Source organism: Phenylobacterium sp. (genome assembly GCF_013822795.1).
Classification (GTDB): Bacteria; Pseudomonadota; Alphaproteobacteria; order Caulobacterales; family Caulobacteraceae; genus Phenylobacterium.
Genome location: NZ_PNLB01000003.1, coordinates 20,847 through 45,299 on the forward strand (window position 1 = coordinate 20,847; position 24,453 = coordinate 45,299).

At 68.5% G+C, this 24,453-nt stretch carries 24 protein-coding genes and 1 tRNA gene; 10 read left to right on the forward strand and 15 right to left on the reverse strand.

The window, feature by feature from the left end; genetic code table 11:
- Positions 1-8 precede the first annotated feature (8 nt).
- The 5 genes from C0481_RS03165 to C0481_RS03185 all read right to left on the reverse strand — a co-directional run bounded on the left by C0481_RS03165 (position 9) and on the right by C0481_RS03185 (position 5,423).
- The gene (locus C0481_RS03165) at positions 9-845 is read right to left on the reverse strand and encodes a polysaccharide deacetylase family protein (protein WP_293400601.1); all 837 of its coding nucleotides are present in this window, start codon (positions 843-845) and stop codon (positions 9-11) included.
- Between the two features lie 10 nt (positions 846-855).
- Entirely contained in the window at positions 856-2,127 is a 1,272-nt protein-coding gene (locus C0481_RS03170; RefSeq protein WP_293400603.1) for a hypothetical protein, read from the reverse strand.
- Entirely contained in the window at positions 2,127-3,080 is a 954-nt protein-coding gene (locus tag C0481_RS03175) for a BadF/BadG/BcrA/BcrD ATPase family protein (RefSeq protein WP_293400605.1), read from the reverse strand. Before C0481_RS03175 ends, C0481_RS03170 begins: the two co-directional genes overlap by 1 nt.
- Positions 3,081-3,394: 314 nt before the next feature.
- Entirely contained in the window at positions 3,395-4,003 is a 609-nt protein-coding gene (gene fixJ, locus C0481_RS03180) for a response regulator FixJ (protein WP_293400607.1), read from the reverse strand.
- Complete coding sequence (locus C0481_RS03185) at positions 3,996-5,423, reverse strand: PAS domain S-box protein (RefSeq protein ID WP_293400609.1); 1,428 nt, start codon at positions 5,421-5,423, stop codon at positions 3,996-3,998. Before C0481_RS03185 ends, fixJ begins: the two co-directional genes overlap by 8 nt.
- A 193-nt stretch (positions 5,424-5,616) precedes the next feature.
- Between C0481_RS03185 and C0481_RS03190 the strand changes: the two genes are divergently transcribed.
- Both C0481_RS03190 and C0481_RS03195 read left to right on the forward strand, forming a co-directional pair.
- Positions 5,617-6,306, forward strand: coding sequence for an alternative oxidase (locus tag C0481_RS03190; RefSeq protein WP_293400611.1), 690 nt, complete (start codon positions 5,617-5,619; stop codon positions 6,304-6,306).
- Between the two features lie 2 nt (positions 6,307-6,308).
- Complete coding sequence (locus C0481_RS03195; protein WP_293400613.1) at positions 6,309-6,695, forward strand: response regulator; 387 nt, start codon at positions 6,309-6,311, stop codon at positions 6,693-6,695.
- On the opposite strand, the gene kynA is transcribed toward C0481_RS03195, so the two are convergent.
- From kynA to C0481_RS03220, 5 genes are all read right to left on the reverse strand, one after another.
- Complete coding sequence (gene kynA / locus C0481_RS03200) at positions 6,692-7,498, reverse strand: tryptophan 2,3-dioxygenase (RefSeq protein ID WP_293400615.1); 807 nt, start codon at positions 7,496-7,498, stop codon at positions 6,692-6,694. The genes C0481_RS03195 and kynA overlap by 4 nt on opposite strands.
- Entirely contained in the window at positions 7,495-8,721 is a 1,227-nt protein-coding gene (kynU, locus tag C0481_RS03205) for a kynureninase (RefSeq protein ID WP_293400617.1), read from the reverse strand. Before kynU ends, kynA begins: the two co-directional genes overlap by 4 nt.
- 52 nt (positions 8,722-8,773) lie before the next feature.
- Entirely contained in the window at positions 8,774-9,130 is a 357-nt protein-coding gene (locus tag C0481_RS03210; RefSeq protein ID WP_293400619.1) for a DUF6285 domain-containing protein, read from the reverse strand.
- On the reverse strand, positions 9,127-10,116 hold the full coding sequence (locus tag C0481_RS03215) for a phosphotransferase family protein (protein WP_293400621.1): 990 nt from the start codon (positions 10,114-10,116) through the stop codon (positions 9,127-9,129). Before C0481_RS03215 ends, C0481_RS03210 begins: the two co-directional genes overlap by 4 nt.
- 74 nt (positions 10,117-10,190) lie before the next feature.
- The gene (locus C0481_RS03220; RefSeq protein ID WP_293400623.1) at positions 10,191-10,745 is read right to left on the reverse strand and encodes a hypothetical protein; all 555 of its coding nucleotides are present in this window, start codon (positions 10,743-10,745) and stop codon (positions 10,191-10,193) included.
- A 167-nt stretch (positions 10,746-10,912) separates the two neighbouring features.
- On the opposite strand from C0481_RS03220, the gene C0481_RS03225 reads away from it, so the two are divergent.
- A complete protein-coding gene (locus tag C0481_RS03225; RefSeq protein WP_293400625.1) occupies positions 10,913-12,211 on the forward strand; it encodes an acyl-CoA dehydrogenase family protein in 1,299 nt (432 codons plus the stop codon).
- A 1-nt stretch (position 12,212) separates the two neighbouring features.
- Here C0481_RS03225 and C0481_RS03230 read toward each other — a convergent pair whose 3' ends face one another.
- Together C0481_RS03230 and C0481_RS03235 are read right to left on the reverse strand one after the other, a co-directional pair.
- Positions 12,213-13,325 (reverse strand): FAD-dependent oxidoreductase, encoded by a 1,113-nt coding sequence (locus C0481_RS03230; RefSeq protein ID WP_293400627.1) that lies wholly within the window; start codon positions 13,323-13,325, stop codon positions 12,213-12,215.
- 92 nt (positions 13,326-13,417) lie between these two features.
- Positions 13,418-14,827: a Mur ligase family protein gene (locus tag C0481_RS03235; protein WP_293400629.1), complete on the reverse strand. Its 1,410-nt coding sequence runs from the start codon at positions 14,825-14,827 to the stop codon at positions 13,418-13,420.
- Between the two features lie 280 nt (positions 14,828-15,107).
- Here C0481_RS03235 and C0481_RS03240 point away from each other — a divergent pair.
- Both C0481_RS03240 and C0481_RS03245 read left to right on the forward strand, forming a co-directional pair.
- Positions 15,108-15,183 (forward strand) — tRNA-Asn (locus C0481_RS03240).
- A 154-nt stretch (positions 15,184-15,337) separates the two neighbouring features.
- The gene (locus tag C0481_RS03245) at positions 15,338-15,946 is read left to right on the forward strand and encodes a peptidylprolyl isomerase (protein WP_293400631.1); all 609 of its coding nucleotides are present in this window, start codon (positions 15,338-15,340) and stop codon (positions 15,944-15,946) included.
- Between the two features lie 10 nt (positions 15,947-15,956).
- Here C0481_RS03245 and C0481_RS03250 read toward each other — a convergent pair whose 3' ends face one another.
- Both C0481_RS03250 and C0481_RS03255 read right to left on the reverse strand, forming a co-directional pair.
- Entirely contained in the window at positions 15,957-17,588 is a 1,632-nt protein-coding gene (locus C0481_RS03250) for a hypothetical protein (protein WP_293400633.1), read from the reverse strand.
- Positions 17,589-17,736: 148 nt separating this feature from the next.
- Positions 17,737-19,125, reverse strand: a complete 1,389-nt coding sequence (locus C0481_RS03255) for a PLP-dependent aminotransferase family protein (protein WP_293400635.1) — start codon at positions 19,123-19,125, stop codon at positions 17,737-17,739.
- Between the two features lie 105 nt (positions 19,126-19,230).
- Between C0481_RS03255 and C0481_RS03260 the strand changes: the two genes are divergently transcribed.
- The gene (locus C0481_RS03260) at positions 19,231-20,091 is read left to right on the forward strand and encodes a DMT family transporter (RefSeq protein ID WP_293400637.1); all 861 of its coding nucleotides are present in this window, start codon (positions 19,231-19,233) and stop codon (positions 20,089-20,091) included.
- A 20-nt stretch (positions 20,092-20,111) separates the two neighbouring features.
- Here C0481_RS03260 and efp read toward each other — a convergent pair whose 3' ends face one another.
- Positions 20,112-20,678, reverse strand: a complete 567-nt coding sequence (efp, locus tag C0481_RS03265) for an elongation factor P (protein ID WP_293400639.1) — start codon at positions 20,676-20,678, stop codon at positions 20,112-20,114.
- A gap of 142 nt (positions 20,679-20,820) precedes the next feature.
- On the opposite strand from efp, the gene epmA reads away from it, so the two are divergent.
- The 4 genes from epmA (at position 20,821) to C0481_RS03285 (ending at position 24,447) form a co-directional block, all read left to right on the forward strand.
- On the forward strand, positions 20,821-21,873 hold the full coding sequence (gene epmA / locus C0481_RS03270; protein WP_293400641.1) for an EF-P lysine aminoacylase EpmA: 1,053 nt from the start codon (positions 20,821-20,823) through the stop codon (positions 21,871-21,873).
- Positions 21,874-21,917: 44 nt separating this feature from the next.
- Complete coding sequence (locus tag C0481_RS03275; protein ID WP_293400643.1) at positions 21,918-22,964, forward strand: lysine-2,3-aminomutase-like protein; 1,047 nt, start codon at positions 21,918-21,920, stop codon at positions 22,962-22,964.
- 56 nt (positions 22,965-23,020) lie between these two features.
- Entirely contained in the window at positions 23,021-23,920 is a 900-nt protein-coding gene (locus tag C0481_RS03280; RefSeq protein WP_293400645.1) for an alpha/beta hydrolase, read from the forward strand.
- 68 nt (positions 23,921-23,988) lie between these two features.
- Positions 23,989-24,447, forward strand: a complete 459-nt coding sequence (locus tag C0481_RS03285) for a hypothetical protein (protein ID WP_293400647.1) — start codon at positions 23,989-23,991, stop codon at positions 24,445-24,447.
- Positions 24,448-24,453 lie beyond the last annotated feature (6 nt).

The following is a 24,453-nucleotide window of genomic DNA, read 5'->3' on the forward strand; positions in this document are numbered from 1 at the left end:
CGACGGCATCACAACGCCGCGGAGCGCTGAAGGTCCCGCAACGGACGGAAGCTGATCGGCTTGAAGCCCTGCTCGGCGACGAACGCGGCCATGCCGCGATCCATGGCCACGGCATAGTCACCGACGCGGATGTCAGGCTCCTTCTTGTCGTAGCCGCGCAGTTCGGGGCCATCCAAGACCGGGTGGAGGTTCACTTCGGCGACGCCGGGACCAAGCTTGGGCAGCACCGATCGCAGCAGGTCGTCGGTCGCTCGCCCCCACTGCGAGACGAACTCATCGTTGAAGACGACGCCCGCAGCGGCGGCCTGGTCGCGGCCGGCGAACCCGAGCCGCGCCTCCAGGCCCGGTCCAACCATGCGCAGCGGCAGCTCGAACTCGGCCGCCAGCTCGACGTAGATTTCGAAGTAGCGAGGATCGATCTGGTTGGTCCCCATGTGCGAGTCCAGGTGGGTGACGTCGACGCCCCAGGCCAGCGCCTGCTCGATCTGGGCCCGGCATTCGGCGCGGACATCATCAGGCGTGGCCCGGGCCGACACATCGGCGACATTGGCCGGCATGAAGCCGTCGGCGTCGTGCAGTGAAGCGCCGCCCGTCAGCGAACGCCAGCGATAGCCGGGATACTCCGCCGTGAGGGTCAGGTGGACCCCGAGATCGAGCCCGGCAAACATGTCGACGGCCTCGCGCGCCCAGGCGCATGGGACCATCAGCGTGCCGCTGGTGGCCAGGCCCGAGGTCATGGCCTCCAAGCAGGCCAGGTTGGCTGCATGGCTAGACCCGACGTCATCGCAGTTGAAGATCAGCAGGCGGTCGTGCGGGCCATAGCCCAGGCGTTCGACGAGGCTCATCGCGTCCCTCTCACCGGTAATTCAGGCCATGCGCGGCGAGCATCTCGTCGAGCATCGGCGCAGCGATATCGATGTCGCCGACCAGCGGGTGGGCCAGCAGCGCCTGCAGCGCCACGTCGCGGCTGCGCGTCACCGCCGCCTGCACCGTCAGACTCTCGTGCGTCTTCACGGCCTGGACGAGGCCGCGATAGGCCAGCGGAATCTCGCCCACCGGCAGGGTTCGCGCGCCCTTGGAGTCCACATGGCAGACCGTCTCCACCGCGATGTTGTCGGGCAGTCCGGCCACCGCACCGTTGTTCAGCGCGCTCATCACGATACGCGCCCCGCGGTCATTGAGGATGGCGTCGAGGGTGTCGAAGGTGACGCCGCTATAGCCCTCCCCGCCCCGTCGGATCAGCGCCGGCGGCTTGCGGTCCACGGCCGGGTCTGCGGCCTGCGCCAGCACCTCTGCCTCGATGTCCATGACCGACTGGGCGCGAGTGCGCTCGGCCGCCGCCATGGCCTCGAACTCGGCCCGGCGATGGAAGTAGAGGTCGCCGTACTTCTCGACCGGGATCGCGCCCAGCAACGGGGCGATCTTCAGCGCGGAGGCGAACAGGGCGTCGTTGGCTGTGTGGCTGGCGGCCAGGTGGACGATGGCCCGGGCGGTGACGTCTTCGTCCCCGGCGGTGATCTGGTGGATGAAGCCCAGGTGGTTGAGGCCGACGCTGGCGATCTGCACCTCGCCGAACACTGGGGCGAGGATGCGGCGCAGGCGGTGCTGCAGCAGCGGGATCGAGGAGCACAGGCCGAGCAGCTTGGCGTCGGTGTGGTTCAGCACCGCCTCGGTCACGATACCGCTGGGGTTGGTGTAGTTGAGGATGAAGGCGTTCGGCGCCACGTCGGCGATCGTGCGGGCGATCTCGATCATCACCGGAATGGTCCGCAGCGCCTTGAACATGCCGCCGGGGCCGGTCGTCTCCTGGCCGATCACCCCGTAGCGAAGGGGGATCGTCTCATCGAGCTGGCGGGCGGCCATGCCCCCGACCCGGATCTGGGTGACGACGAAGTCGGCCCCGGCGGCCGCCTTGGCGAGATCGGAACTCTCGCGGACGGCGATCTTGGCCCCCTTGGCGGCGATCATCCGGCGGGTCAGGCCGGCCATGACCGCCAGCCGCTGCGGATCGCTATCGGTCAGGCTGATCTCGGCGAGCGTCAGCCCCTGGCGGTCCAGCACCCCTTCGACGATCTCGGGCGTGTAGCTGCCGCCGGCGCCGACGATGCAAAGGACGATGGGACGCATCAGGCGGCCTCCAGTTCGGCGAGCTTGGCGAAGAACGCCTGGGGGTCGAGCCCGGCGCGGAAGGCGGCGAACACCGCCGCGCCGAGTTCCGGCGGCAAGGCCACCGGGGTCAGGCGCGCATCGGGCAGCTGGCGGGTCAGCATCTCGCCAAGCCGCAGCTGGAAGGCGGTCCCGCCCTGGGTGATGACGCCGCCGGCGAACGCCGCCTCGAACGGGGCGCCGATCCGCTCGCCCATCACCCGCATGGTCAGCACGTAGTCGTCGGCGGCGCGGGCGACCAACTCGGCGGCGGCGAGGTCGCCGGCCTGCCAGGCGGCGAAGACCACGGGGGCGACCGCCATCCGCCGCTCGCGCGCGGCCTCGTCGCGAAACGCCCATTCGGCGAAGCGTTCAGCCGGCACCGCGCAATGGGCCAGCACCCGCTCCTTCAGCTCGGTCGGTTCGGCGCGGCCGTCGATCATCCGGGCGGTCTGGGCGAAGGCGGCGCGGCGGACATCGAAGACCTCGGCGACGTCGAGGCTGTCATAGATCGCCTCGCTGCCGGGCGCAGCGCGATAGGCGGTGGTGACGCCGCTGCCGTGCTGAAACAAGGCGACCGCCTGCGCCCGCGATACGCCCCACAGCGCCACGAGCCCGTCGTTGACCAGCTCCAGCCGGCCCTCGAGGCCGAAACGCGCGGCGATCAGACGATGCTGCTCAGCCTGTTCGTCGGCATAGTCGACCCCGCTGAGCCCCATGGCCACCCGCTCGACATCGCCCAAAGCCACCTTCGCCTGTTCGCACAGCCGGGCCAGCACCCGGCCGACGACCTTGTAGAAGCGCAGGTCGGGCAGCCCGACGATCGCGGCGCCGATGTCGCGCACCCGCGCCCGGACACGGCCCGTCTCATCGCAGAGCACCGCCGCCGTTTTGGCCCCGCCGCTGTCGAGTCCGATGAGAAGACGCCCGCTCACTTCGCCATTTTCCTGGTGACCGCTCAGTATTTCCTAGCGAGCACTAGGAATCTTCGCAACGGGCAAAGCGACGCCCTGGCGCCGCGCAGGACCTGGCGTCGGATTCCCGGGCCGAGCGGGTCCGTAGAAGCCCTTAAGGAGCACTCACGAATGTTCCGGCGGGGTTGAAAGCGTCACCGTGAGCTCATCACAGGAGCCCACCCATGCCGTTCGACACTCTCTATCTGGCCTTGGTCGTCGTCTCGTTCTCGGCCTTCGCGCTCACCCTTGGCGGCGTCGCGATCTGGAGCGCGGGGGGCAAGAAGCGCTGAGCTTCAGCCTCTCTCCGCCAGCATCGCCATGCGGACCAGCTCGGACAGGCTGGCCGCCTTCATCTTGGTCATGACATTGGCGCGATAGATCTCGACGGTGCGCGGGCTGATCCCCAGATCGAAGGCGATCACCTTGTTGGCGTGGCCCGCCACCAGCCCCCCCAGGACCTCGCGCTCGCGACCTGACAGCGTGTCCATGCGGGCAGTGATTTCCGCCGCCTCAGCTGCACCCTGACGGTCCTTCTCGCCGTCGCGCAGCGCCGCATTGATCGCCGCCAGCAGCACCTCGTCGTCGAACGGCTTTTCAATGAAGTCGGCGACGCCGGCCTTCATGGCCTCGACCGCCAGCGGCACGTCCGCGTGGCCCGTGATCATCACGATCGGCAGGCGGAAGCCCTGCCCCTTCAACCGCCGCACCAGCTCGATGCCCGTCATCTCGGGCATCCGGACGTCGGTGACGACGCAGCCGCTCGTGACCTCCGGCAGGGCTTCCAGAAACGCCACGGCCGAGTCGTAGGTGCGCGACGTCAGGTTCGCGGCCTCCAGCAGAAAGGCCAGGGAATCGCGAACCGCAGGATCGTCGTCGATCACATGCACCAGTTCGTCAGCCATCGAGTTCCTCGTCCGCAACGCTACGCAGCGTGAAATGGAAGGTGGCCCCGCCGCCGGGCGTGGTCTCCACCCAGATTCGGCCCCCGTGCGCCTCGACGATCGTACGCGAGATCGAGAGCCCGACCCCCATGCCATGCCGCTTGGTGGTGATGAAAGGCTGGAAGAGCTGCTCGGCCACTTCCGGGCTGATGCCGGGCCCGGTGTCGGACACGGTCACCTGCGCCAGGTGGTCGGGGGCCGGCCGGGTGATGATCTGCAGCTCGCGCCGCGGCGACTCCTCCATGGCGTCGATGGCGTTGCGGATCAGGTTGAGGATCACCTGCTGGACCTGAACCTTGTCGGCCAGCACGTGCTTGACCGCCGGGTCGAGATCGAAGGCCACCCGCACGCCGTGCTCCTTGGCGCCGACCAGGGCCAGGGCGCCGGCCTCCTCGATCAGCTTGGGCAGGCTCTCCACACGACGTTCGGTCTCGCCGCGGGCCACGAAGTCACGCAGGCGACGGATGATCTGGCCGGCGCGCAGGGTCTGCTCGCCCGCCTTGTCGAGCGCCTCGCTGAGCCGCTCGCGCGGGATCGGGTCGTTGGCCAGCAGCCGCACCGAGCCGCGCAGATAGTTGGCGATCGCCGACAGCGGCTGGTTCAGCTCGTGCGCCAGGGCCGAGGCCATTTCGCCAAGCGCGGTGAGCCGGGAGATGTGCACCAGCTCGGACTGCAGTTCCTTGAGCCGCGCTTCGGTGCGCTCGCGCTCAGTCAGATCGCGCACGAAGCCGGTGAAGAAACGGCCGTCGGCGGTGCGCATTTCACCGACCGACAGCTCCATCGGGAAGGTCGAACCGTCCTTGCGCAGGCCGACGACGACGCGGCCCAGACCGATGATCCGGCGCTCGTGGGTCTCGTAGTAGCGCTCAAGATAGCCGTCGTGCGCCTCCTTATGAGGCGGGGGCATCAGCAGGCTGACATTGCGCCCGAGCGCCTCGGCCGCCGTCCAGCCGAACATGTGCTCCGCCGCGCTGGAGAACGACTGCACGATCCCCTGCTCGTTGATGAGGATCATGGCGTCCGGCACGGTGTCGAGGATGGAGCTGAGGTGCGCTTCGCGCGCGGCCAGGTCGCGGTTGACGGCGGCGGCCTCGCGCCGCGAGCGCTGGAAGGATTCGCCGCCGACGACGATGGCTGCGGCGACACCGGCGAAGACCACCGCGCTGACGATATCGGCGTCGCTGATCGGCCCATGCCGTTGGGCCAGGAACAGGCCGCACCAGACGCCGAGCATCGCCGCCAACGCGCCCGGCGCCAAGCCCGAATGGGCCGAGGCCAGCACCACGGCCGGCACGAACACCAGGAAGGCGACGCGGTCGCCGACGATCGGGGCCAGCAACACATGGGCGGCGACGCCGGCCAGGGTGGCCAGGATCGCCACCGCCGCGCCGATCCAGACGTTGGACGAGCCGTTCTGCAGGGCGTGGCCTTCCTTGAACCTGTTGCGCCGCCTGTCCGATACCGCACCGGCGCGCGCGGCGAAGCTAGGGGATACCCCTTAAGAGGAAGACACGGATTCTGTCCAAGCCCATGCACGCGTACCTGTTCGCCATCATCGGAGCAGGAGCCCGAACATGACCGCCCCCCTCGTCGACACCAGCGTCCATCACAAGCCGCAGGGCGTTTCAGACAGCGTCGCCTTCGGCTTCGTGAAGTTGCTGCGGTTCTGCGCGGACACCTTCTTCGCCAAGCGCTACGGCCACCGCGCGGTGGTGCTGGAGACCGTCGCGGCGGTGCCCGGCATGGTCGGTGCGACCCTGACCCACCTGAAGTGCCTGCGCCGCATGTGCGACGACAAGGGCTGGATCAAGACCCTGATGGACGAGGCCGAAAACGAACGCATGCACCTGATGACCTTTATCGAGGTCAGCAAGCCGACGCTGTTCGAACGCTTCGTCGTCGTGGCCGTGCAGTGGGTGTTCTACCTGTTCTTCTTCGGCCTCTATCTCGTCTCCGCCAAGACCGCCCACCGCGTGGTCGGCTACTTCGAGGAAGAGGCGGTGATCAGCTACACGCACTACCTCGCCGAGATCGACGAGGGCCGCAGCCCGAACGTGGCCGCGCCCGAGATCGCCAAGCGCTACTGGGGACTGCCCGACACCGCGACCCTGCGCGACGTGGTCCTGGTGGTGCGGGCCGACGAAGCCCATCACCGCGACGTCAACCACGGCTTCGCCAACGAAATGGTCGGCCTGCCGCAAACCCCGGTCGCGCCCTGCCCGCCGCACGCTCAGCTCGAGCCGACCTGGAAGGCCGCGGCCTAACCATGGGAACCGCCGTGCGCCCTGCCCCGCTGCTTTTGGTGGATGACGATCCGGCCGTGCGCACGGCGTTGAAATTCGCCCTGGAGATCGACGGCTACGAGGTCGAGACCTTCGCCGACGCCGAGAGCCTCGCGGCCCGCCCGCGGCTCCCGGCGGACGGCTGCCTGGTGGTTGATCTGCAGCTGCCGGGGATGGACGGGCTGGAACTGGTCGAGGTGCTGCGCCGCCGGGCTGTGCGGCTGCCGGCTCTGCTGATCACCACCCACCCGACGGCCCAGGTGCGCAGCCGCGCCCGCGCCGCCGGCGTCGACATCGTCGAAAAGCCGCTGCTGGCCGAAACCCTGGGCGAGGCGATCAACCGTGCGCTGACCGCCCCGCCGCCGCCCTAGAGGACCGTGCGGACCCTGAAGAGTTCGGGGAAGAACGACCCTTCCAGCGCCTTGGCCAGATATGCCGCGCCGGCGCTGCCCCCGGTGCCGCCCTTGAAGCCGATGATCCGCTCGACGGTCTTCAGGTGCGCAAAGCGCCACTGCTGGAAGCGGAACTCCAGGTCGACAAGTTTCTCGGCCAACTCATAGAGATCCCAGTATTTATCCGGATCGCGGTAGACCGCGATCCAGGCCGCCTCCACCGCCGGATCGGCGCGATGCGGCTCGCGCCAGTCGCGGTTCAGCACCGCGGCCGGGATGTCGAATCCGCGCCGGGCCAGCAAGGCGATCGCCTCGTCATAGAGGCTGGGCTCGGCCAGGGCCGCGGCCAGCGAGGCGTGAACCTCGGTCCCCTCGTGGACGAGCAGCATGCTGGCGTCCTTGGCCCCCATCACAAACTCCAGCATCCGATACTGAAACGACTGGAAGCCCGAGCTCTGGCCCAGGTGCGGGCGCAGGGCGTGGTAGTCGCTGGGGGTCATGGTGCCGAGCACGTCCCAGGACTGGATCAGCTGGCCCTGGATGCGGCTGACCCGGGCGATCATCTTGAAGGCAGGGCCCAGGTCGTCGGCGCGGATGTGCGCGCGCGCGCCCTGCAGTTCGTGCAGCGACAGCTTCAACCACAGCTCGGACGCCTGGTGGATGATGATGAACAGCAGCTCGTCGTGCTCGTCCGAGCGCGGCTTCTGCGAGGCCAGCAGGGTGTCGAGACCGAGATAGTCGCCGTAGCTCATCGCCGGCGGGGTGTGCAGCTTCTCGCTCATGTGACGGCCGAGACCTCGTGATAGCGGGCCTGCCGCCACTCGCCGCGGGCCATGATGTCGGAAAGGATGTCGACGGCGTCCCAGACGTCGACGTAGCGGACATAGAGCGGCGTGAAGCCGAAGCGCAGGACGTCGGGCGCACGGAAGTCGCCGACGACGCCGCGGGCGATCAGCGCCTGCATGATCGCATAGCCGCTCTCATGGGTCAGGGCGACCTGGCTGCCGCGGGAGGCCGCGTCGCGCGAACATCCCAGCCCAAAGCCTTCGCAGCGTTCGAGAACCAGGTCGAGGAAGAGGTCGCCCAGGGCCATCGACTTGGCGCGGACCTGGCCCATGTCGACGCCGTCGAACGCGTCCAGGGAGGCTTCCAGCGCCGTGAGGCCCAGCACCGCGGGGGTGCCGCAAAGGCCGCGCAGCACGCCGGGCGCCGGGGCGTACTCGTCGCCGAACGCGAACGGCGCGGCATGGCCCATCCAGCCGGTCAGCGGCGTCTGAAAATTCGCCTGCAAGTGCTTGGCGATAAACAGGAATGCCGGAGCGCCCGGCCCGCCGTTCAGGTACTTGTAGCCGCAGCCGACGGCGAGGTCAGCGCCGCAGCCGTTGAGGTCCACCGCCAAGGCGCCGGCCGAATGGCTGAGGTCCCAGAGAGCCAGCGCGCCGACCGAATGGGCGCGGGCCGTCAGGGCGGCCATGTCGTGGATGGCGCCGGTCTTGTAGTGGACGTGTGTCAGCAGCAGCAGGGCGACGTCCTCGTCCAACGCCGCGGCGAGTTTGGCGCGCTCGACCACCCGCAACTCGACGTCGCCCAGCAGGTCGCGCAGACCCTGGAGGATGTAGAGGTCGGTCGGGAAATTGCCCGGCTCGGTGACGATCACCTTGCGGCCGGGCCGCGCCTTCAGCGCCCCGGCGGCCAGCTTGAAGAGGTTTACCGAGGTCGAGTCGGCGGCGATCACCTCGCCCGCGCCCGCCCCAATCAACTGGGCGATCCGGTCGCCGACGCGGGACGGCAGATTGATCCAGTCGGCGGTGTTCCAGCTCTTGATGAGGTCGCGGCCCCATTCGTCCTGCACCGCCGCCTCCAGGCGGGGTCGAACGTTGCGGGGAAGCGCGCCCAGCGAATTGCCGTCGAGGTAGATGACCCCGGCGGGCAGGTCGAACAACTCGCGCCGCGCCGCGAGCGGATCGCGGGCGTCGAGGTCCAGACAGTCATTGCGGCTCAACATGACGCCGCTCTATCCGTGAACCGCGCCCTCCGCTAGGGCAGGAATTCGCCGGTCAGCCCGGCTCCGGCGCATAGCTTGGCTGGTCGATGGCGATCTGTTCGGTGATGTTTGCCCGCAGCGCCGCGAGCAGCCCCGGCGTGGCCGCATCCATCTCGCCAGCGCGCAGCCGTGCGCAGAGATCGGCATTGAGTTCGCTCAGGGTCCCGCCCCGGCCCAGCACCGCCGACAGCCGCTCGACGGCCGCAGCTTCGGCCGCTGCCCCCTGTTGAAGCTCGCGCTTCACTACGCCGAGCGCATTGGCCGCGACGCGGGCCAGGAAGGCGTCGCGCGGGGCGAGCTGGGGCCGCACGCTGTCGATCCAGCGGGCGACGGCCTCGACCAGTTCCTCGGCTTTCGGATGCTCGATCACAGCCCGTTCTCCAACAGGGTCACCAGGTCGATTTCGGTCTCGGAGACACGCCGGCCGATCATCGGCCGCTCGACGGAGCTTTCCGCGCCCGAGGCGTAGCTGGCGTACATCATCAGGCACATGACGCCCCATTTCAGCGAGCCCAGCGCCTGCCAGTAGAGCACCCGCGAGAGCGGGATCTCCTGGCCGCCAGCGGCGACGTAGCCGGCCAGCAGGTCCTCGTAGTGACCAAAGCCGCCGACCGGCAGGTCGGCGCGGCCGAAGCGCCAGGAATTGACGCAGATCCAGCCCAGGTCCTCGGCCGGATCACCGCAGTGCGACAGCTCCCAGTCGAGCACCGCGCTGACCCCGCGTTCGGAATCGATCATCAGATTGCCGTTCCGGAAGTCGCCATGCAGCAGCACCGGCGCAACGGGCGGCGGGGCGATCTTCTTCAGGTGCTGGAAGGCCAGTTCAAGGATCGGCCGCTCGGCGCCGGACTTGCGATAGACCTCTTCGTAGCGGGCCAGTTCCTCGAGGGCGTCGACGGTCTTGAGGCCCGGAGGCGGCGGCGCGGCGTGGATCTGGGCGAGGATCTCGCCGCATTGGCGGGCGAGCTTCGGCCTGACGGCCTCGAAACGGGGGTCGGAGACGATCTTGCGGCCGAGGGTCTCCCCAGCGACGCGGCGGGTGATGTGGGCTTCGCCCAGGCCGTCGGCGGGCCGCGCCAGATGCACCAGTTGCGCCACCGGCGCGCCGGCCGCGTGCGCCGCGGTGATCAGCGCCGCCTCGGTGGCCAGCGAGACCGAACGGCCCTCCTCCGGCGCCATCGGCGCGGTGCGGCGGCGCAGGACCAGCTCGTCGCGCGCGTCGCGGCCGACCAGCACGAAGGCCCAGGTTTCCATGCTGGCGCCGCCGGAGAGGCGTTGCAGGCCCTCGACGCTCGCCCCCTCGCCGGCCAGTTCCGGCGCCAGCCGTTGCAGCCCTTCCAGCACCTGATCCGACATCCGCCGCGCAGCCTCCCTTGGCTTTTGCGCGATCAGGGCGGGGTTTTGCGCGACTGTAAACGGCTCTCGCCGCGTCAACCGCCGCGGAAAGTCCAGTTCACCCCGCCGGCGGCGGTCAGGTTCAGGGCGCCGCCGGAGAGCCGGTAGCCGTAGCTTTCACTGGCCGGGGCCATCGGTCCGCGGGAGGCCTTGGTCGGATCGCAGCTGTCGCGCGAGCTCTGATTTCCGCCGGTCACGTCGAACACCAGGCGGTCGCCTTCGAGCCGGACACGACCGTTTTTCTCCTCCCGGATCAGAAGCTTGCAGTCGGAGCCTTGCGCGGAAGCCGGCCGGCTCTTGTCGATGGTCCAGGTGAAAGCGCCGTCCGGCCGGATGACCAGCGACATGGCGCGCTGCGTGCGCATCGGCACGAACTCGCTCTGCAGGGTCGTGGTCGTCGAATTGCCGCCATAGCCGCTCGTCCCCAACACCATGCCCGTCGCCGACATGCTGGGCGAAATCTTGAGCTTGGGCACGAGGGTGAGCTCCTGCCCGTCGGACTTCTGGGACCAGGCGCCGGACGGGACGCCGGCGGCGGCCGGCGCGGCGAGCGAGAGCGACGCCAGCGCACCGAGCAGAAGAAGACGCATGCGGACCTCCGAGAAGAGTGGAACTCCGCCCGCCTATCGGCGCAGCTGCGGCCTTACGAGGCGCATGCGACGGACTGCGTTGAGCGGTCGACCGATCGACAAATCCCCCTGACCCGGCGGAAGCGCAGACCTGGGTTAGGCTGCTTCGCAAAACAGGGAGAGATGCGATGGACTTCAGCCTGCCGCCCGAACTGGTCGCCTATCTGGACGAGCTCGACGCCTTCATCGAGGCCAAGATCAAGCCGCTGGAAAACCAGGACGACAACATCCGCTACTTCGACCATCGCCGCGAATACGAGCGCACCGATTGGGACGCCGGCGGCCTGCCGAAGAAGGAATGGGAAGAACTGCTGGGCAAGGCCCGCAAGCTGGCCGACGAGGCCGGCCACCTGCGCTATGCCTGGCCCAAGGAGATGGGCGGCAAGGCCGGCAGCAACCTCGACATGGCGGTGATCCGCGAGCACCTGGCCGCCAAGGGGCTGGGCCTGCACAACGACCTGCAGAACGAGCACTCGATCGTCGGCAACAACCCTTTCATCCTGATGTTCAAGGAGTTCGCGACGAACGCGCAGTACGAGCGCGACGGCGACAAGCTGCTGAACGGCGGTATGCGGACGGGCTTTGGGCTCACCGAACCCAACCACGGCTCGGACGCCACCTTCATGGAGACCACCGCCGTCCGCCAGGACAAGGATGGCCAGCCCGGCTGGCTGATCCGGGGCGAAAAAATGTGGACGACGGGCATGCACGTGGCCACGCACGTCATGGTCTTCGCCCGCACGTCCGGCAAGGACGGGGACGCCACCGGCATCACCTGCTTCATCGTGCCGGCCGACGCGCCGGGCGTGAAGGTCGAGGAGTACCTCTGGACCTTCAACATGCCGACCGACCACCCGCGGGTCAGCTTCACCGACGTCTGGGTGCCCGAGGACAGCTACTGGGGCCAGGTGGATCGCGGCCTGGGGCTGGGCCAGTCGTTCGTGCACCAGAACCGGATCCGGCAGGCGGCTTCGTCGCTGGGCGCGGCGGTCTACTGCATCGAAGAGAGCGTCAAGTACGCCCGCGCCCGCAAGCCGTTCGGCAAGGCGCTGGCCGAAAACCAGGCCATCCAGTGGCCGCTGGTCGAACTGGCCACCCAGGCCGAGATGCTGCGCCTGCTGATCCGCAAGACCGCCTGGGACATGGATCGCATGCCGCACAAGGAGATCGAGAAGCAGATCTCCGACAAGGTCTCGATGTGCAACTACTGGGCTAACCGCCTGGTCTGCGAGGCCGCCGACCGGGCCATGCAGGTGCACGGCGGCATCGGCTATTCGCGCCACAAGCCGTTCGAGCACATCTATCGCCACCACCGCCGCTATCGGATCACCGAGGGCGCCGAGGAGATCCAGATGCGCAAGGTCGCCGCCTTCCTGTTCGGCTATCTCGGCCCGAAGCGGGCGCAGTTCAAGGAAGCGGCCGAGTAGCTCAGGCCTTGAGCTTGGCGAACATCGCCTTGTGGTCCGCCAGGATCCGCGAGGTGAGTTCGCCGTCCGGCTCGGTCGACCAGTTCCCCTTATCGAACGAGCCGCCAAGGATGATCCCGTCGCGTCGCGGGAACATGTAGGCGCGGCCCGACATCAGATTGTAGGTCACCTCCGGCTGGGGCAGCAGCACCACGAGCTGGCCGCGAGCGGGCATGATCTCCTTGTCGCCGAACAGTTGCCCTGCCCCCAGACCTGTACAGTTGAATACCACCGGCTCGCTCAGCGCCTGGACGTCGGCGGCGGTCTTCAAGTCGCGCACGACGATCTTGCCGCCAGCGGTCAGCACGTCCTCAATCATCGCCTGCAGGTAGATCGGGGGCTCGACCATCATGCTGTCCCAGTACTGCAGGGTCGATTTGCCGAACGGATGCTCGCCCGGCGCCGCGGTCCTGAGTTCCGGCGCCATCCCCGACATGCGGGCGAATAGCTCGCCCGCGCCGAAGCGGTCTTCGTCGACCACGTAGTTGCGGGTCCAGTGGACGCCGTATTCCGGGCCGGAGAGCTGCTGGTAGTGGTGGTAGGACAGCTTCGCAGCCTGAACGAGCTGGTCCATGAACTGCGGCGTCGCCACCTTCGAGTCGTAGACGGAGGCCGGCCACCACTGGCCGCCGGCGATGTTGGAGGTGGTCTCCGGCGGCAGGGCCTTGGCGTAGATCGTCACCCGCCCGCCGCGTCGCTGGATCAGCCGCGCCGTCGCCAGCCCCACCGCCCCGCAGCCGAGCACCGCATAATCGCGCTCGGGTCCGGCGAAGCCGAGATTGACCGCCATGTGCGAGGTCCCCCAGGACAGGGTGATGCCTCCGCCGCCGTGGCCGTAGTTGTGGACCAGGGTCTTGCCGCCGAACGGCTCCGCGCGGACCACGAAGCCGCCGGGCCGAAACGGACGCAGGCCGGCGATCACCCGGATCACCCGATCCTCCGACACATGCACCGGCGCCAGGCGAAGCGGTCCCGACGGCTGCAGCGGATCGGAGAAGCCCATGGGCGCCGTGGTCGCGCAGCCGGCCAAGGCGCCGGCCCCCAGCATCAGTCCGAAGTTTCGCCGTGTGGGCATGCGCCGCTCCCCTGGATGCAGGCAAGCTGCACCGGACGGCCTCAGCCTCCAACCGCTAGGTGGAGGTCCGCAACGGGCGATTGCAAGGCGCCTCAGGCGTAGGCATGCGCGCCATAGAGACGGTCGAACAGCGCCGGCAGGCTGTCGGGCAGCCCCAGCAGCGGCCCGGAGGACAGCAGCAGCACGACCTCGTCGCCGCGCAGGTGCGACAGCGCCTGCACGGCCGCCTGGGCGTCGGCGACGCCCTCGATGGCGATGCCGGTCGCCTGGGCGCGGGCCAGGATCTCTTCGAAAGTCGACTGGTGATGGCTGCCGGCGCCATGCACCGGCGGCGGGCAGATCAGCACCCGCGATGCGCCGTCGAACACGGTGTCGTACCACGGCAGGGCGTCGCGGCTGCGCCAGCTGAAGGTGTGCGGCTCGAACACCACGACCAACGGCCGGTCCGGATAGTGCAGCCGCATCGCGTCGATGGCCGAATGCGCCTTCTCGTACGAGCTGCCGAAGCCCTCGATCACCGGGATGCGCGAGGTCGTGGTCAGGCGGTCCAGGCGGCGGCGGATGCCCGCGAAGCTCGCCACGCCAGCGGTCAGCGCCGCCTCCGACACCAGGCCGCGCTCCAGCAGGTAGGCCGCGACGCCAACCACGTTCTCGACGTTGTGGGCGCCCAGCAGCTGGGTGGTCAGGGCGATCGTCCGCCCGCCGGGGCCAATGAGATCGAACGAGGTGGTCTCGCCGAACGCGACATTGGCGGCGTACCAGCCGTCGCAGGGTTTGGTGTCGTACCAGACGACGCGCGCGGCGGTCTCGCCGGCCACGGCCCGTGTCGCCGGGTGCTCGCGCATCACCGCCAGGCCGTCTGCCGGCAGCTTGCGCAGCAGGATGCGGAACGGCGCCTCGTACTCCTCAAAGGTCGGAAAGACGTTGACGTGGTCATGGACCAGCGAGGTCAGCAGCAGATGGTTCGCATGGTAGAGTTCGAACTTGGAGCGCGGGTCGGTCGACGAGACGATGTACTCGTCGCCTTCCAACACCACCTCGCCCACTCCCCACTGGCCGGTCGCCGGCAGCGACGGCGAAATGGCGCCGACCATCCAGCCCGGGTTGGTCCCGGACTGCCGCAGCACGTGGGCCATCAGGGCGGTGCAGGTGGACTTGCCAAACGACCCGGCCACCACGGTGACGGCGCGATCGCGCGTGGCCTCGCCCAGCATTTCGGCGAAGGTGGTGACTCGCACGCCGCGCGCACGGGCCGCGATCACCTCGGGATTGCTCTCGGCGCCAAGCTTGGCGCTGGTTCCCAGCACCAGCACGTCGAGGCCGTCCGGCAAGTTGGCCGCATCGAATCGCCGATGAAACGGAAAGCCCAGCCCCTCGACATAGGTCGACATGGGCGGAAAGACGTCTTCGTCCGATCCGGAGATCTCGTGGCCGGCGTCACGCATCATCAAGGCCACCGCGCTCATGCCCGCGCCAGCTATGCCGGTGAAATGGATACGCATTTCCGCCCTACGTCTTACGATTTCGCCCCTGGTAGCGGCGAGAACACAGCCCGTCGAGAGGTCTCGGCGTCGCGTCTGCCCATTGGCGGCCATGAGCGTTAATCGCCACTTAACCATCGGAGCGGGACCATGCCGGGGTCTTCCTTGAAGACACCCCACCATCACCGAACTTCGTTTCAAGCCCGGCTCCGGCCGGGCTCTTTTTTTGCTCTGTGGACAAAGTCGATTTGAGCGCTTGCACACCCGGCTCGTGCTGGGTATATCGCCGCCTCCAACGTGATCCCCGATAGCTCAGTTGGTAGAGCAGTCGGCTGTTAACCGACTTGTCGCAGGTTCGAGTCCTGCTCGGGGAGCCACTTGGACTACCGCTCTGAGCAGCGGTCCTCCCAAAAATCTTATCACCGGGCCGCCCAGCGCCTACTGAGCCCCCCCGCCCTGAGCAAACGGCGCACGCCCGCGTTGCCTGCGGCTCGTCGGGCGCTAAGCTGCGCATGAAACTGGAGTTGGGCGATGAAGCGACGCGTATTCCTGGGCGCCATGGCCGCGGCGGCGGCCCTTCCGGCGGCGGCGCAGACGCCGCCCGCGCCGGTTCGGGTGGCTCTGGAAACTGCCGACGGCCCCATCGTGCTGGAGCTCTATCCGGACAAGGCGCCCATCACCGCCAACAACTTCCTGCGCTATGTCGACGAGAAGCGCTTCGACGGGGCCACCTTCTATCGCGCGTCCAAGGTGCCCAACGCGCCGGAGTACGGGTTGGTCCAGGGCGGCGTGCAGAACGACCCCAAGCGCGTCCTGACGCCGATCGCGCACGAGCCGACGACCAAGACCGGCCTGTCGCACGTGGACGGGGCGATCTCGATGGGCCGAACCAATCCGGGGACGGCGACCTCGGACTTCTTCATCTGCGTCGGCGACATGACCTATATGGACGCCGACCCCAAGCAGCCGGGCGACAACCTGGGCTTCGCCACCTTCGGCAAGGTGGTCGAGGGCATGGACACCGTGAAGAAGATCCTGGCCGCGCCCACCTCGCCCACCGCCGGCGAAGGCGTGATGAAGGGCGAGATGCTGGCCAAGCCGGTCAAGATCATCACCGCCCGCCGCATGACCACGCCCTAAGCGCCCAAGCCTAAATCGAGACGATCCAGTCTCCGGTCAGATCGGCAAGCGACCGCCCGACCAGGATGACCTGCCCGCCGCCGTCCAGGGTGATGAAGACGTCGCCGCCGCCGCTTGTAACCGCATAGGCGGCGCCCCCGCCGATCGCGACGCGATCACCTTCAGCGCGATTGAAGTCCAGAACGCGATCGATTCCAGCGCCCGCGAACGAGTGGAAAGTGTCGGCCCCAGCCCCGCCGCGGATTGTGTCGTCGCCGCGGTCGCCGGAGAGGAAGTCCGCGCCGGACCCGCCGACCAGAGTGTCGTCGTCCTGACCGCCCAGCATCGTGTCTGCGCCATCGCCGCCTTCCAGCAGATCGCGCCCCATGTTCCCGTAGACGAGATCGTTCCCGGCCTGGCCGTAGAGCAGATCGTCATGCTGGCCGCCGAGCACCCAGTCGTCGCCCTGGCCTCCGAACAGGGTGTCGGCGCCCTTGTTGCCGTGCATGTCGTCAAAGCCGTCGCCGCCCATGAGGCTGTCGTCGCCGTCTTCACCCCGGAGGAAGTCGCTCCCCGCGCCGCCGAGGATCGTGTCGTTCCCCTCGCCGGCCAGAATTCGGTCGCCGCCCGCGTTTCCCGCCAAGGTGTTGGCCGCCGCATTGCCGATCAAGGTGTCGGCTCCGCCCCCGGCGGCGATGTCCTCGATCGTCGTGCTGTAGGCGATGCCGAGATTGTCGCGCCCGGTGTAGAGAATGCCGTGCGTCTCCGAGTTGTCGTAGGCTCTGGCGATGTCGTCGGCGAAGTCGGGCAATTTCGCCGTCCACAAGGCCTGCTGGGCCTCACGCGTGTAGATGGCGATGCTGCTGTAGGCGCCTGGGGTCAGGTCTATGTAAGACGGCCGACTATGCGCCGACAGATCGATGCGATCCGCCCCGCCCGCATCGTAAATTGACGTCAGGAACGGAGTGTTTTCGTCCCAACTATAGATGTCGGCGCCGGCCGCCGTGGTCGGGTTAACCCCGTAGAGCGACTGTAGCGCCAGGATGTCGAACACCATCGGCTGCGCGACGACGAGGCGCTCCCCCCGTGTCATCATGCCGTCGCCGTAGCGGTAGAAGCTTAGAGTCTCGACGTCCTCTGCGGTGGTGTAGGACATCACCGAATAGCGGGTGGAATCGAACGCCGCCGGAAGCGCCATTGCGTGGTCGAACGGGTGATTCAGCCCCAGCGCATGCCCCAACTCGTGAAGCACGACCGGCAAGACCGTCTCGCCCTTTTCAAAGTTCCAGCCCACCCCCAGCGTGCTCTTCGCCATGCCGTCGTCGAGCCAAATGTCGCCAGCGCCCGGATCGGCTCCGCCGCCGATCGCTGGCGGGGGCGATGCGTAGCCTCCCCACGGATGTGCATCGACGAAGGCGATGCGGATGTCGCCCTGCTGCGCCGCGTCGACAGTTTCCCTGATCGGCGTCGCGATCAGGCGCTCGTAGCTCGCCACGAAGACGCGGACGGCGCTGGCCTGATCTTCGGTCAGAAAGCCGAAGCCGGCCCGCCGAGGTTCATTGCCCCAGTACTCCTTCCATTCGCTCCCCAGGTCCGGATAGGCCTCCCAGGTGCTTGCGGGCCCGGGAACGCTGAAGGTGATGACCGGGCCGGTCCACTTCATGTTCGGGAACAGCATCCCATCGAGGATTTGCTGGGCGGTCAGACTAGCCATGCGTCCATTCACAACAACGGCGAGCATTCAAAGCTCACCGCCATCATTAGTAGCGCCCGACTGCGAGCTCAACCCGGCGCGCCGGCGCGACTCCCGCCTAGGCCCGCATCGCGCGCTCAAGGGCCTCGTAGACCCGTCCATCGGCGCACTGGGCGACGTTGAAGCGCATGTAGCCGCGCGCCGACTGCGAGAGACTGAAGGCGTCGCCGGGCGCCAGCACCACCCCGTCCGACAGAGCGCGCTGCGCGAGCCGGGCTGCGTCCACGCCTTCGGGCAAGGCCATCCAGAGAAACATCCCTGCCTGCGGCTCGATCCAGGGCTCGAGCCCCATGGTCCGCAGGCGCCGCAAGGTTTCTCCCCTCGCCCGGGCCAGTCGTTCGCGCAGGCTGGCCAAGTAGCGGCGATAGCCGCCGTCGGTGAGGATCGCCAGGGTCAGTTCGGCCGCCAGCTGCCCGCCGCCGAACGACGTGGCGACCTTCAGGTCCACCAGTCCTTCGATCCAGTCAGCGCGGGCGGCGATGAAGCCGCAGCGCGCTGCGGCCGACAGGGTCTTGGAGAAACTGCCGATGTGGACGACGCGGTCGAGGCCGTCGAAGGCCGCCAGGCGCGGAGCAGGCTCGATCTCCAGGTCCGCATAGATGTCGTCCTCGACAATGGTCACGCCATGGCGTTCGGCCAACTTCAACAGACGGTGGGCCACGACCGGAGTCAGGATGGCGCCGGTCGGGTTCTGCGGCCCCGAATTGGTGATGTAGAGCCGCGGCCGGTGCTCGATCAGCGCCAGCTCGAACGCCTCGAGATCGGGCCCCGACGCAGTCCACGGCGCGCCGACCACCTGCACCCGGTGCGCGCGCAGCATAGCGTGGAAGTTGAAGTAGCAGGGATCGTCGACCATCACCGTGTCGCCCGGCTCGAGCAGGAAGCGGCACACCAGATCGATGGCCTGGGTTCCCGACTCGGCCAGCATGATCTGGCCGGGCGGCGCCTCGACGCCGTGCTCGGCCAGACGCCGAGAGAGATGCTGGCGTAAAGCCGGCAGCCCCAGCGGCGGCCCGTAGTCGGTCAGGTTGGCGCGCTCGGACCGCGCCAGGCTGCGCAAGGCGCGGCGCACGGCGTCCTGCGGCATCCAGTCAGTGGGCAACCAGCCGCAACCGGGCTTCAGCGCGTCAGGCCACGTCTCCAGCGACTGTCGCGACACCCACAGCGGGTCGATGGACCGATCGAGCCTAGGTCCCAGCTCGGCCAGCGCCAGGGGCGGCGTGCGGCCGGCGACATAGAAGCCCGAGCCGCGCCGGGCCTGGATGACGCCCTCTGCCGCCAAGCGGTCGTAGGCCTCCACCACCGTCGACTTGGAGACGCCCATGGCGACGGCGAAGGCGCGGATCGACGGCGCCTTCGCCCCCGGCTGGAGGGCGCGGCCGGCGATGCGCTGACGGATGGCGGCCATGACCTGATCGACGCGCGTGCCGCCGCTTTCGAACGTCATCTGTATTGCAATCCTGATCAGTACAGTTTGGCGCAATTGTACCTGACCGTTCCTGGCTGGGCGAGCGCCGCGCGGCGCATACCGACGAAGAACGGAGATGCGGACATGGATGCGAAGACGCGCGGCTGGCTGGACGGCTTTCTCGGGGTGGCGATCTTTTCGGGATCGCTGCCCGCCACGCGCATCGCCGTGGCCGAACTCTCGCCGACCTTTCTGACCGCGGCACGGGCGAGCATCGCCGGCCTGCTGGCGATCGCCCTGCTGGCCGCCTTCCGCGCGCCGAGGCCGGAGCGACGCGACCTCGCCCCTTTGGCGATGATGGGCCTAGGGGTGGTGCTGGGCTTCCCGATGCTGACCGCCCTGGCGCTCCAACACGTCACGGCCGCCCACTCGATCGTGTTCGTCGGCTTGCTCCCAATAACCACCGCGGTCTTCGCGGTGCTGCTGGGCGGCGAGCGGCCCAAGCGCTCGTTCTGGATCTTCGCCCTGATCGGGGCGGCGCTGGTCGCGGGCTTCGCCTTCAGCCAAGGCGGCGCGGGCTCCGTGCAGGGCGACCTGCTGATGGTCGCCGCCATTGTCGTCTGCGGCCTGGGCTACGCCGAGGGCGGCCGCGTCTCGCGCCGCCTGGGCGGCTGGCAGGCGGTCTGCTGGTCGCTGATCCTATGCCTGCCGCTGATGGCGCCGGCGGCGCTGCTGGCGCGCCCGGCGGAGCTCGCAGCGATCAGCGCGCAGGCCTGGACGGGCCTGGCCTATGTCTCGCTGTTCAGCATGCTGATCGGATGCGTGTTCTGGTACCGCGGCCTGGCCGCGGGCGGCGTGGCGGCGGTCGGGCAGTTGCAGCTGCTGCAGCCCTTCATGGGGCTGGCCCTGGCGGCGGGCCTACTGGGCGAGCCCGTGGGCTGGTCGATGGCGGCGGTGACCGTCGCGGTGGTGCTGTGCGTGGCGGGGGCCAGGCGCTTCGCCTGATCCCCCGCCTCGCGAGAGACTTAGTCCTTAGCGCGTTCCTGATAGGTCCAGTCTTCGGTCAGGATCACCACGCGCGTGCCGGCGGTGATGTACGGCGGCACCATGACGCGCTCGCCATTGGTCAGGATCGCCGGCTTGTACGACGACGAAGCGGTCTGGCCCTTCACCGACGGCTCGGTCTCGGCGATCTCGAAGGTCACCAGACGCGGCAGTTCCATGGCGATCGGCACGCCTTCGTGGACCGAGAGCACGACGGTCATGCCGTCGGTCAGCCACGGCGCGTTGTCGCCGACGGTATCTTCGGAAACCACGACCTGGTCGTAGGTTTCGGGCTGCATGAAGTGGTAGCCCTCACCGTCCTGGTAGAGGAAGTTGTAGTTGCGGTCGTCGACGAAGGCGCGTTCGACCTGCTCGGTCGTGCGCCAGCGCTCGGACACCTTCACCCCGTCGGAGATGCGGCGCATGTTGAGCTGGGTGACCGGGGTTCCCTTGCCGGGATGGATGTTTTCGGCGGTCAGGACGACATAGAGCTTGCCGTCCATATCGACGACGGCGCCTTTCCTGAGCGAGCTGGCAGCGACCTTCACGTAGTTCGTCCTCGAGCCTATTGGGAGGCCGGGCATCGGCCTCGCGCGATTCCGCCGAGCGGCGGTCTTGGCGCGCACCTATACGATGAAGGCGAAATTCGCCAGTCATGATCGAATTGGCCGCATAGAGGACGCCGTGCCGATGACTTCACAATCGCCATGGTGGCGGGCCGACATCCACCAGGACCGCCGGCCGTTCCTGCTGGCGCGAGGCGCGATCACCCGCGCCGTGCGCCGCTGGTTCGAGGATCGCAGCTTCATTGAGGTCGAGGGCGCGGCGTTGCAGGTCTCGCCCGGCAACGAGGCGCATCTGCACGCCTTCGGCACTGAAATCATTGGCAATGCCGGCGAGCGTCGACCGCTCTACCTGCACACCTCGCCCGAGTTCGCGTGCAAGAAGCTGCTGGCCGCCGGCGAGACGCGGATCTTCGATTTCGCGCGGGTCTGGCGCAATCGCGAGCGCGGGCCGCTGCATCACCCGGAGTTCACCCTGCTCGAGTGGTACCGGACGGGCGAGCCCTATGAACAACTCATGGTCGACTGCGCGGACCTGCTGCGGCTCGCGGCGGAGACGATTGGGGCCAAAACCCTCTCCTATCGGCAGGTTTCCAGCGATCCCTTCCAGGAACCTGAACGGTTGAGCCTGCAGGAGGCCTTCCAGCGCCATGCCGGGATCGACCTGCTGGCCACGGTCGCGGCGGACGGCGAGACCGACCGCGACGGACTGGCTTACGCGGCAAGGGCTTGCGGCGTCCGCATCGCCGACGATGACGTCTGGCAGGATATCTATTCGAAGGTGCTGGTTGAGAAGGTCGAGCCCAACCTGGGCATGGGCCGGCCGACCGTTCTTTGCGAGTACCCGATCAGCGAGGCGGCCCTGGCCCGCCCCAAGGCGTCCGACCCGCGGGTGGCCGAACGCTTCGAGCTCTATGCCTGTGGGGTGGAGCTCGCCAATGCGTTCGGCGAGCTGACCGATCCGGTCGAGCAGCGCCGTCGGTTCCAGGCCGAAATGGACGAGAAGGCCCGCGTCTACGGCGAGCGCTACCCGATCGACGAGGACTTTCTCGCCGCCCTGCCCCACATGCCGAGCGCCTGCGGCTCGGCGCTGGGGTTCGACCGCCTGGTGATGCTGGCGACCGGCGCGAGCCGCATCGAGCAGGTGGTCTGGACCCCGGTGGCCGACGTCGCGCGCTAGGCCGCATTTGCCCCCTCGCCCTGCATGGGCCATATGCGCGCAGGATGAGCACGCTTCGCAAACCTGGCGACCTGGTCGCCGCCGGGCTGGCGCCGCTGGAGCGGTTGCCCGAGCTTGAGCGCGTGGCTGCCCGCTACGCGCTGGCGATCACCCCGGACATGGCCGAGCTCATCGATCCCGACGACGCCGCCGATCCCATCGCCCGCCAGCTGATGCCCAGCGAGGCCGAGCTGGAGATGCGCGCCGAAGAGAACCCCGATCCGGTCGGCGACTTCGCCTTCAGCCCGGTCGAGGGGATCGTCCACCGCTATCCCGACCGTGTTCTGCTGAAGCCGACCCATACCTGCGCGGTCTACTGCCGGTTCTGCTTCCGGCGCGAGATGGTCGGGCCCGAGGGGCTGTCGAACCTGACTCCAGCGCAGCTGGGCGCCGCCTTCGCCTACATCGCCGGACGGCCGGAGATCTGGGAAGTCATCGTCACCGGCGGCGACCCGTTCGTGCTGTCACCGCGGCGGCTGGCCGACATCTCCGCCCGCCTGGCGGCCACCGAGCATGTGAAGGTGGTCCGCTACCACACCCGCGTACCGGTCGTGGACCCCGGCGCCGTGAGCGACGAACTGGTCGCGGCGATCCAGTGCGAGGGCAAGGCCGTCTATGTCGCCCTGCACGCCAATCATCCGCGCGAGCTGACCCCTGCGGCCCGCGCCGCCTGCGCCCGCATCATCGACGCCGGCCTGCCGATGCTGAGCCAGACCGTTCTGCTGAAGGGCGTGAACGACGATCCCGAGACCCTGGGCGCGCTGATGCGCGGCTTCGTCGAGAACCGGATCAAGCCGTACTACCTGCACCAGGGCGACCTGGCGCCGGGCACCGCGCATCTGCGGACCAGCATCGAAGAAGGCCGGGCGCTGATGCGCGCCATGCGCGGCCGCTTCTCGGGGCTTTGCCAGCCGACCTACGTGCTCGACATCCCGGACGGCCACGGCAAGGTTCCGGTCGGCCCCGACTATGTCGGCGAGACCACCATCGAAGACCCGAACGGGGTGATCCACGCCTATCCGCCGAAGGCGCCGTCATTACCTGACGCGTAATCGCGCAGCCGCATGGCGTGCGGCATCCCTGTGTCCATCAGACCAGGGAGAGACACATGGACAGGCGCAACCTTCTCACCACCGGAGCCCTCGGCGGGGCCGTTCTGGCCGCCGGCGCGCCGGCCCACGCCGCCCAGCCCGCCGTCCGCACCCATGTCGCCGCCCGCGACGGCGCGAGCCTCTTCATCCGCGACTGGGGCGCGGGCGAGCCCATAGTGTTCCTGGCCGGCTGGGCCCTGACCTCGGAGATGTGGGGCTACCAGATGGCGCCGCTGAGCGCCGCCGGCTTCCGCTGCATCGCCTATGACCGCCGCGGGCACGGCCGCTCGCAGGATCCCGGCCGCGGCTACGACTACGACACCCTGGCCGACGACCTGGCCAGCGTGCTGGACGCCCTGGACCTGCGCGGCGTGACCCTGGTCGCCCACTCGATGGCCGGCGGCGAGGCCGTCCGCTACCTGACCCGCCATGGCTCAGCAGGCCGGGTGAAGAAGGTGCTGTTCCTGGCCCCCGCCCTGCCCTGCATCGAGCAGAAGGCGGACAACCCCATGGGCGTGCCGGCCGAACTGCTGGATCTGAACCTCAAGGCGATCATGGCCGACTTCCCCGGCTGGCTGAGCGCCAACGAAGCGCCGTTCGTGGTCCCCGCGACCTCTCAGGCCATGCGCGACGGGATCAAGGCGATGATGTTGCAGGCCTCGATGCAGGCGGTGATCGACTGCAACCGGGCCATGACCAGCGCCGACTTCCGCCGCGAGATGGCTCAGATCGACCTGCCCTGCTTGGTGATCCACGGCGACATGGACGCCTCGGCGCCGTTGGAGATTACCGGCAAGCCGGCGGCGGCTCTGCTGAAGAACGGCGCTCTGAAGGTCTATGCCGGCGCCCCGCATGGCCTGTTCGTCACCCACGTCGCCCCGTTGAACGCCGACATCGAGGCGTTCGCACGCGGCTAGCGGCCCGATTGAGCAAACGCCGGTCTTCGACTAGCGTCCTCGCGTCCGAGGCTGGACGGGGGACGCACGTGGCTTCGAAACGCTCGATCCTGACGGCGATCATCCTGGGCGGGGTGGTCGCGGCCACCCTCGACATCGGTGCGGCCATGCTGATCAGCGGCGCCAGCCTGACGACCATCCTGCACTTCATCGCCAGCGGCCTGATTGGCAAGGCGGCGTTCGACGGCGGCGCGGCCACGGCGGCGCTCGGCGCCGTGCTGCAGGAACTGATGGGCCTGATCATCGCCGCGGTCTTCGTATTGGCGACGCTCGCCGCGCCGGCGCTGCGCCGCGCCTGGATCGCCGCGGGCCTAGCCTACGGCGTCGTGATCTACGGGGTCATGAACTACGTGGTGATGCCGCTGTCGGCCGTCGGCCGCTACCCGACGTTCAGCGTCGAGGGCTTGGTCAAGAACGGGCTGGCGATGCTGGCCTTCGGCCTGATCATCGCCGGGTTCGCGCGGCGGAGCCTGCCAGCGACAGACTGAAAATCG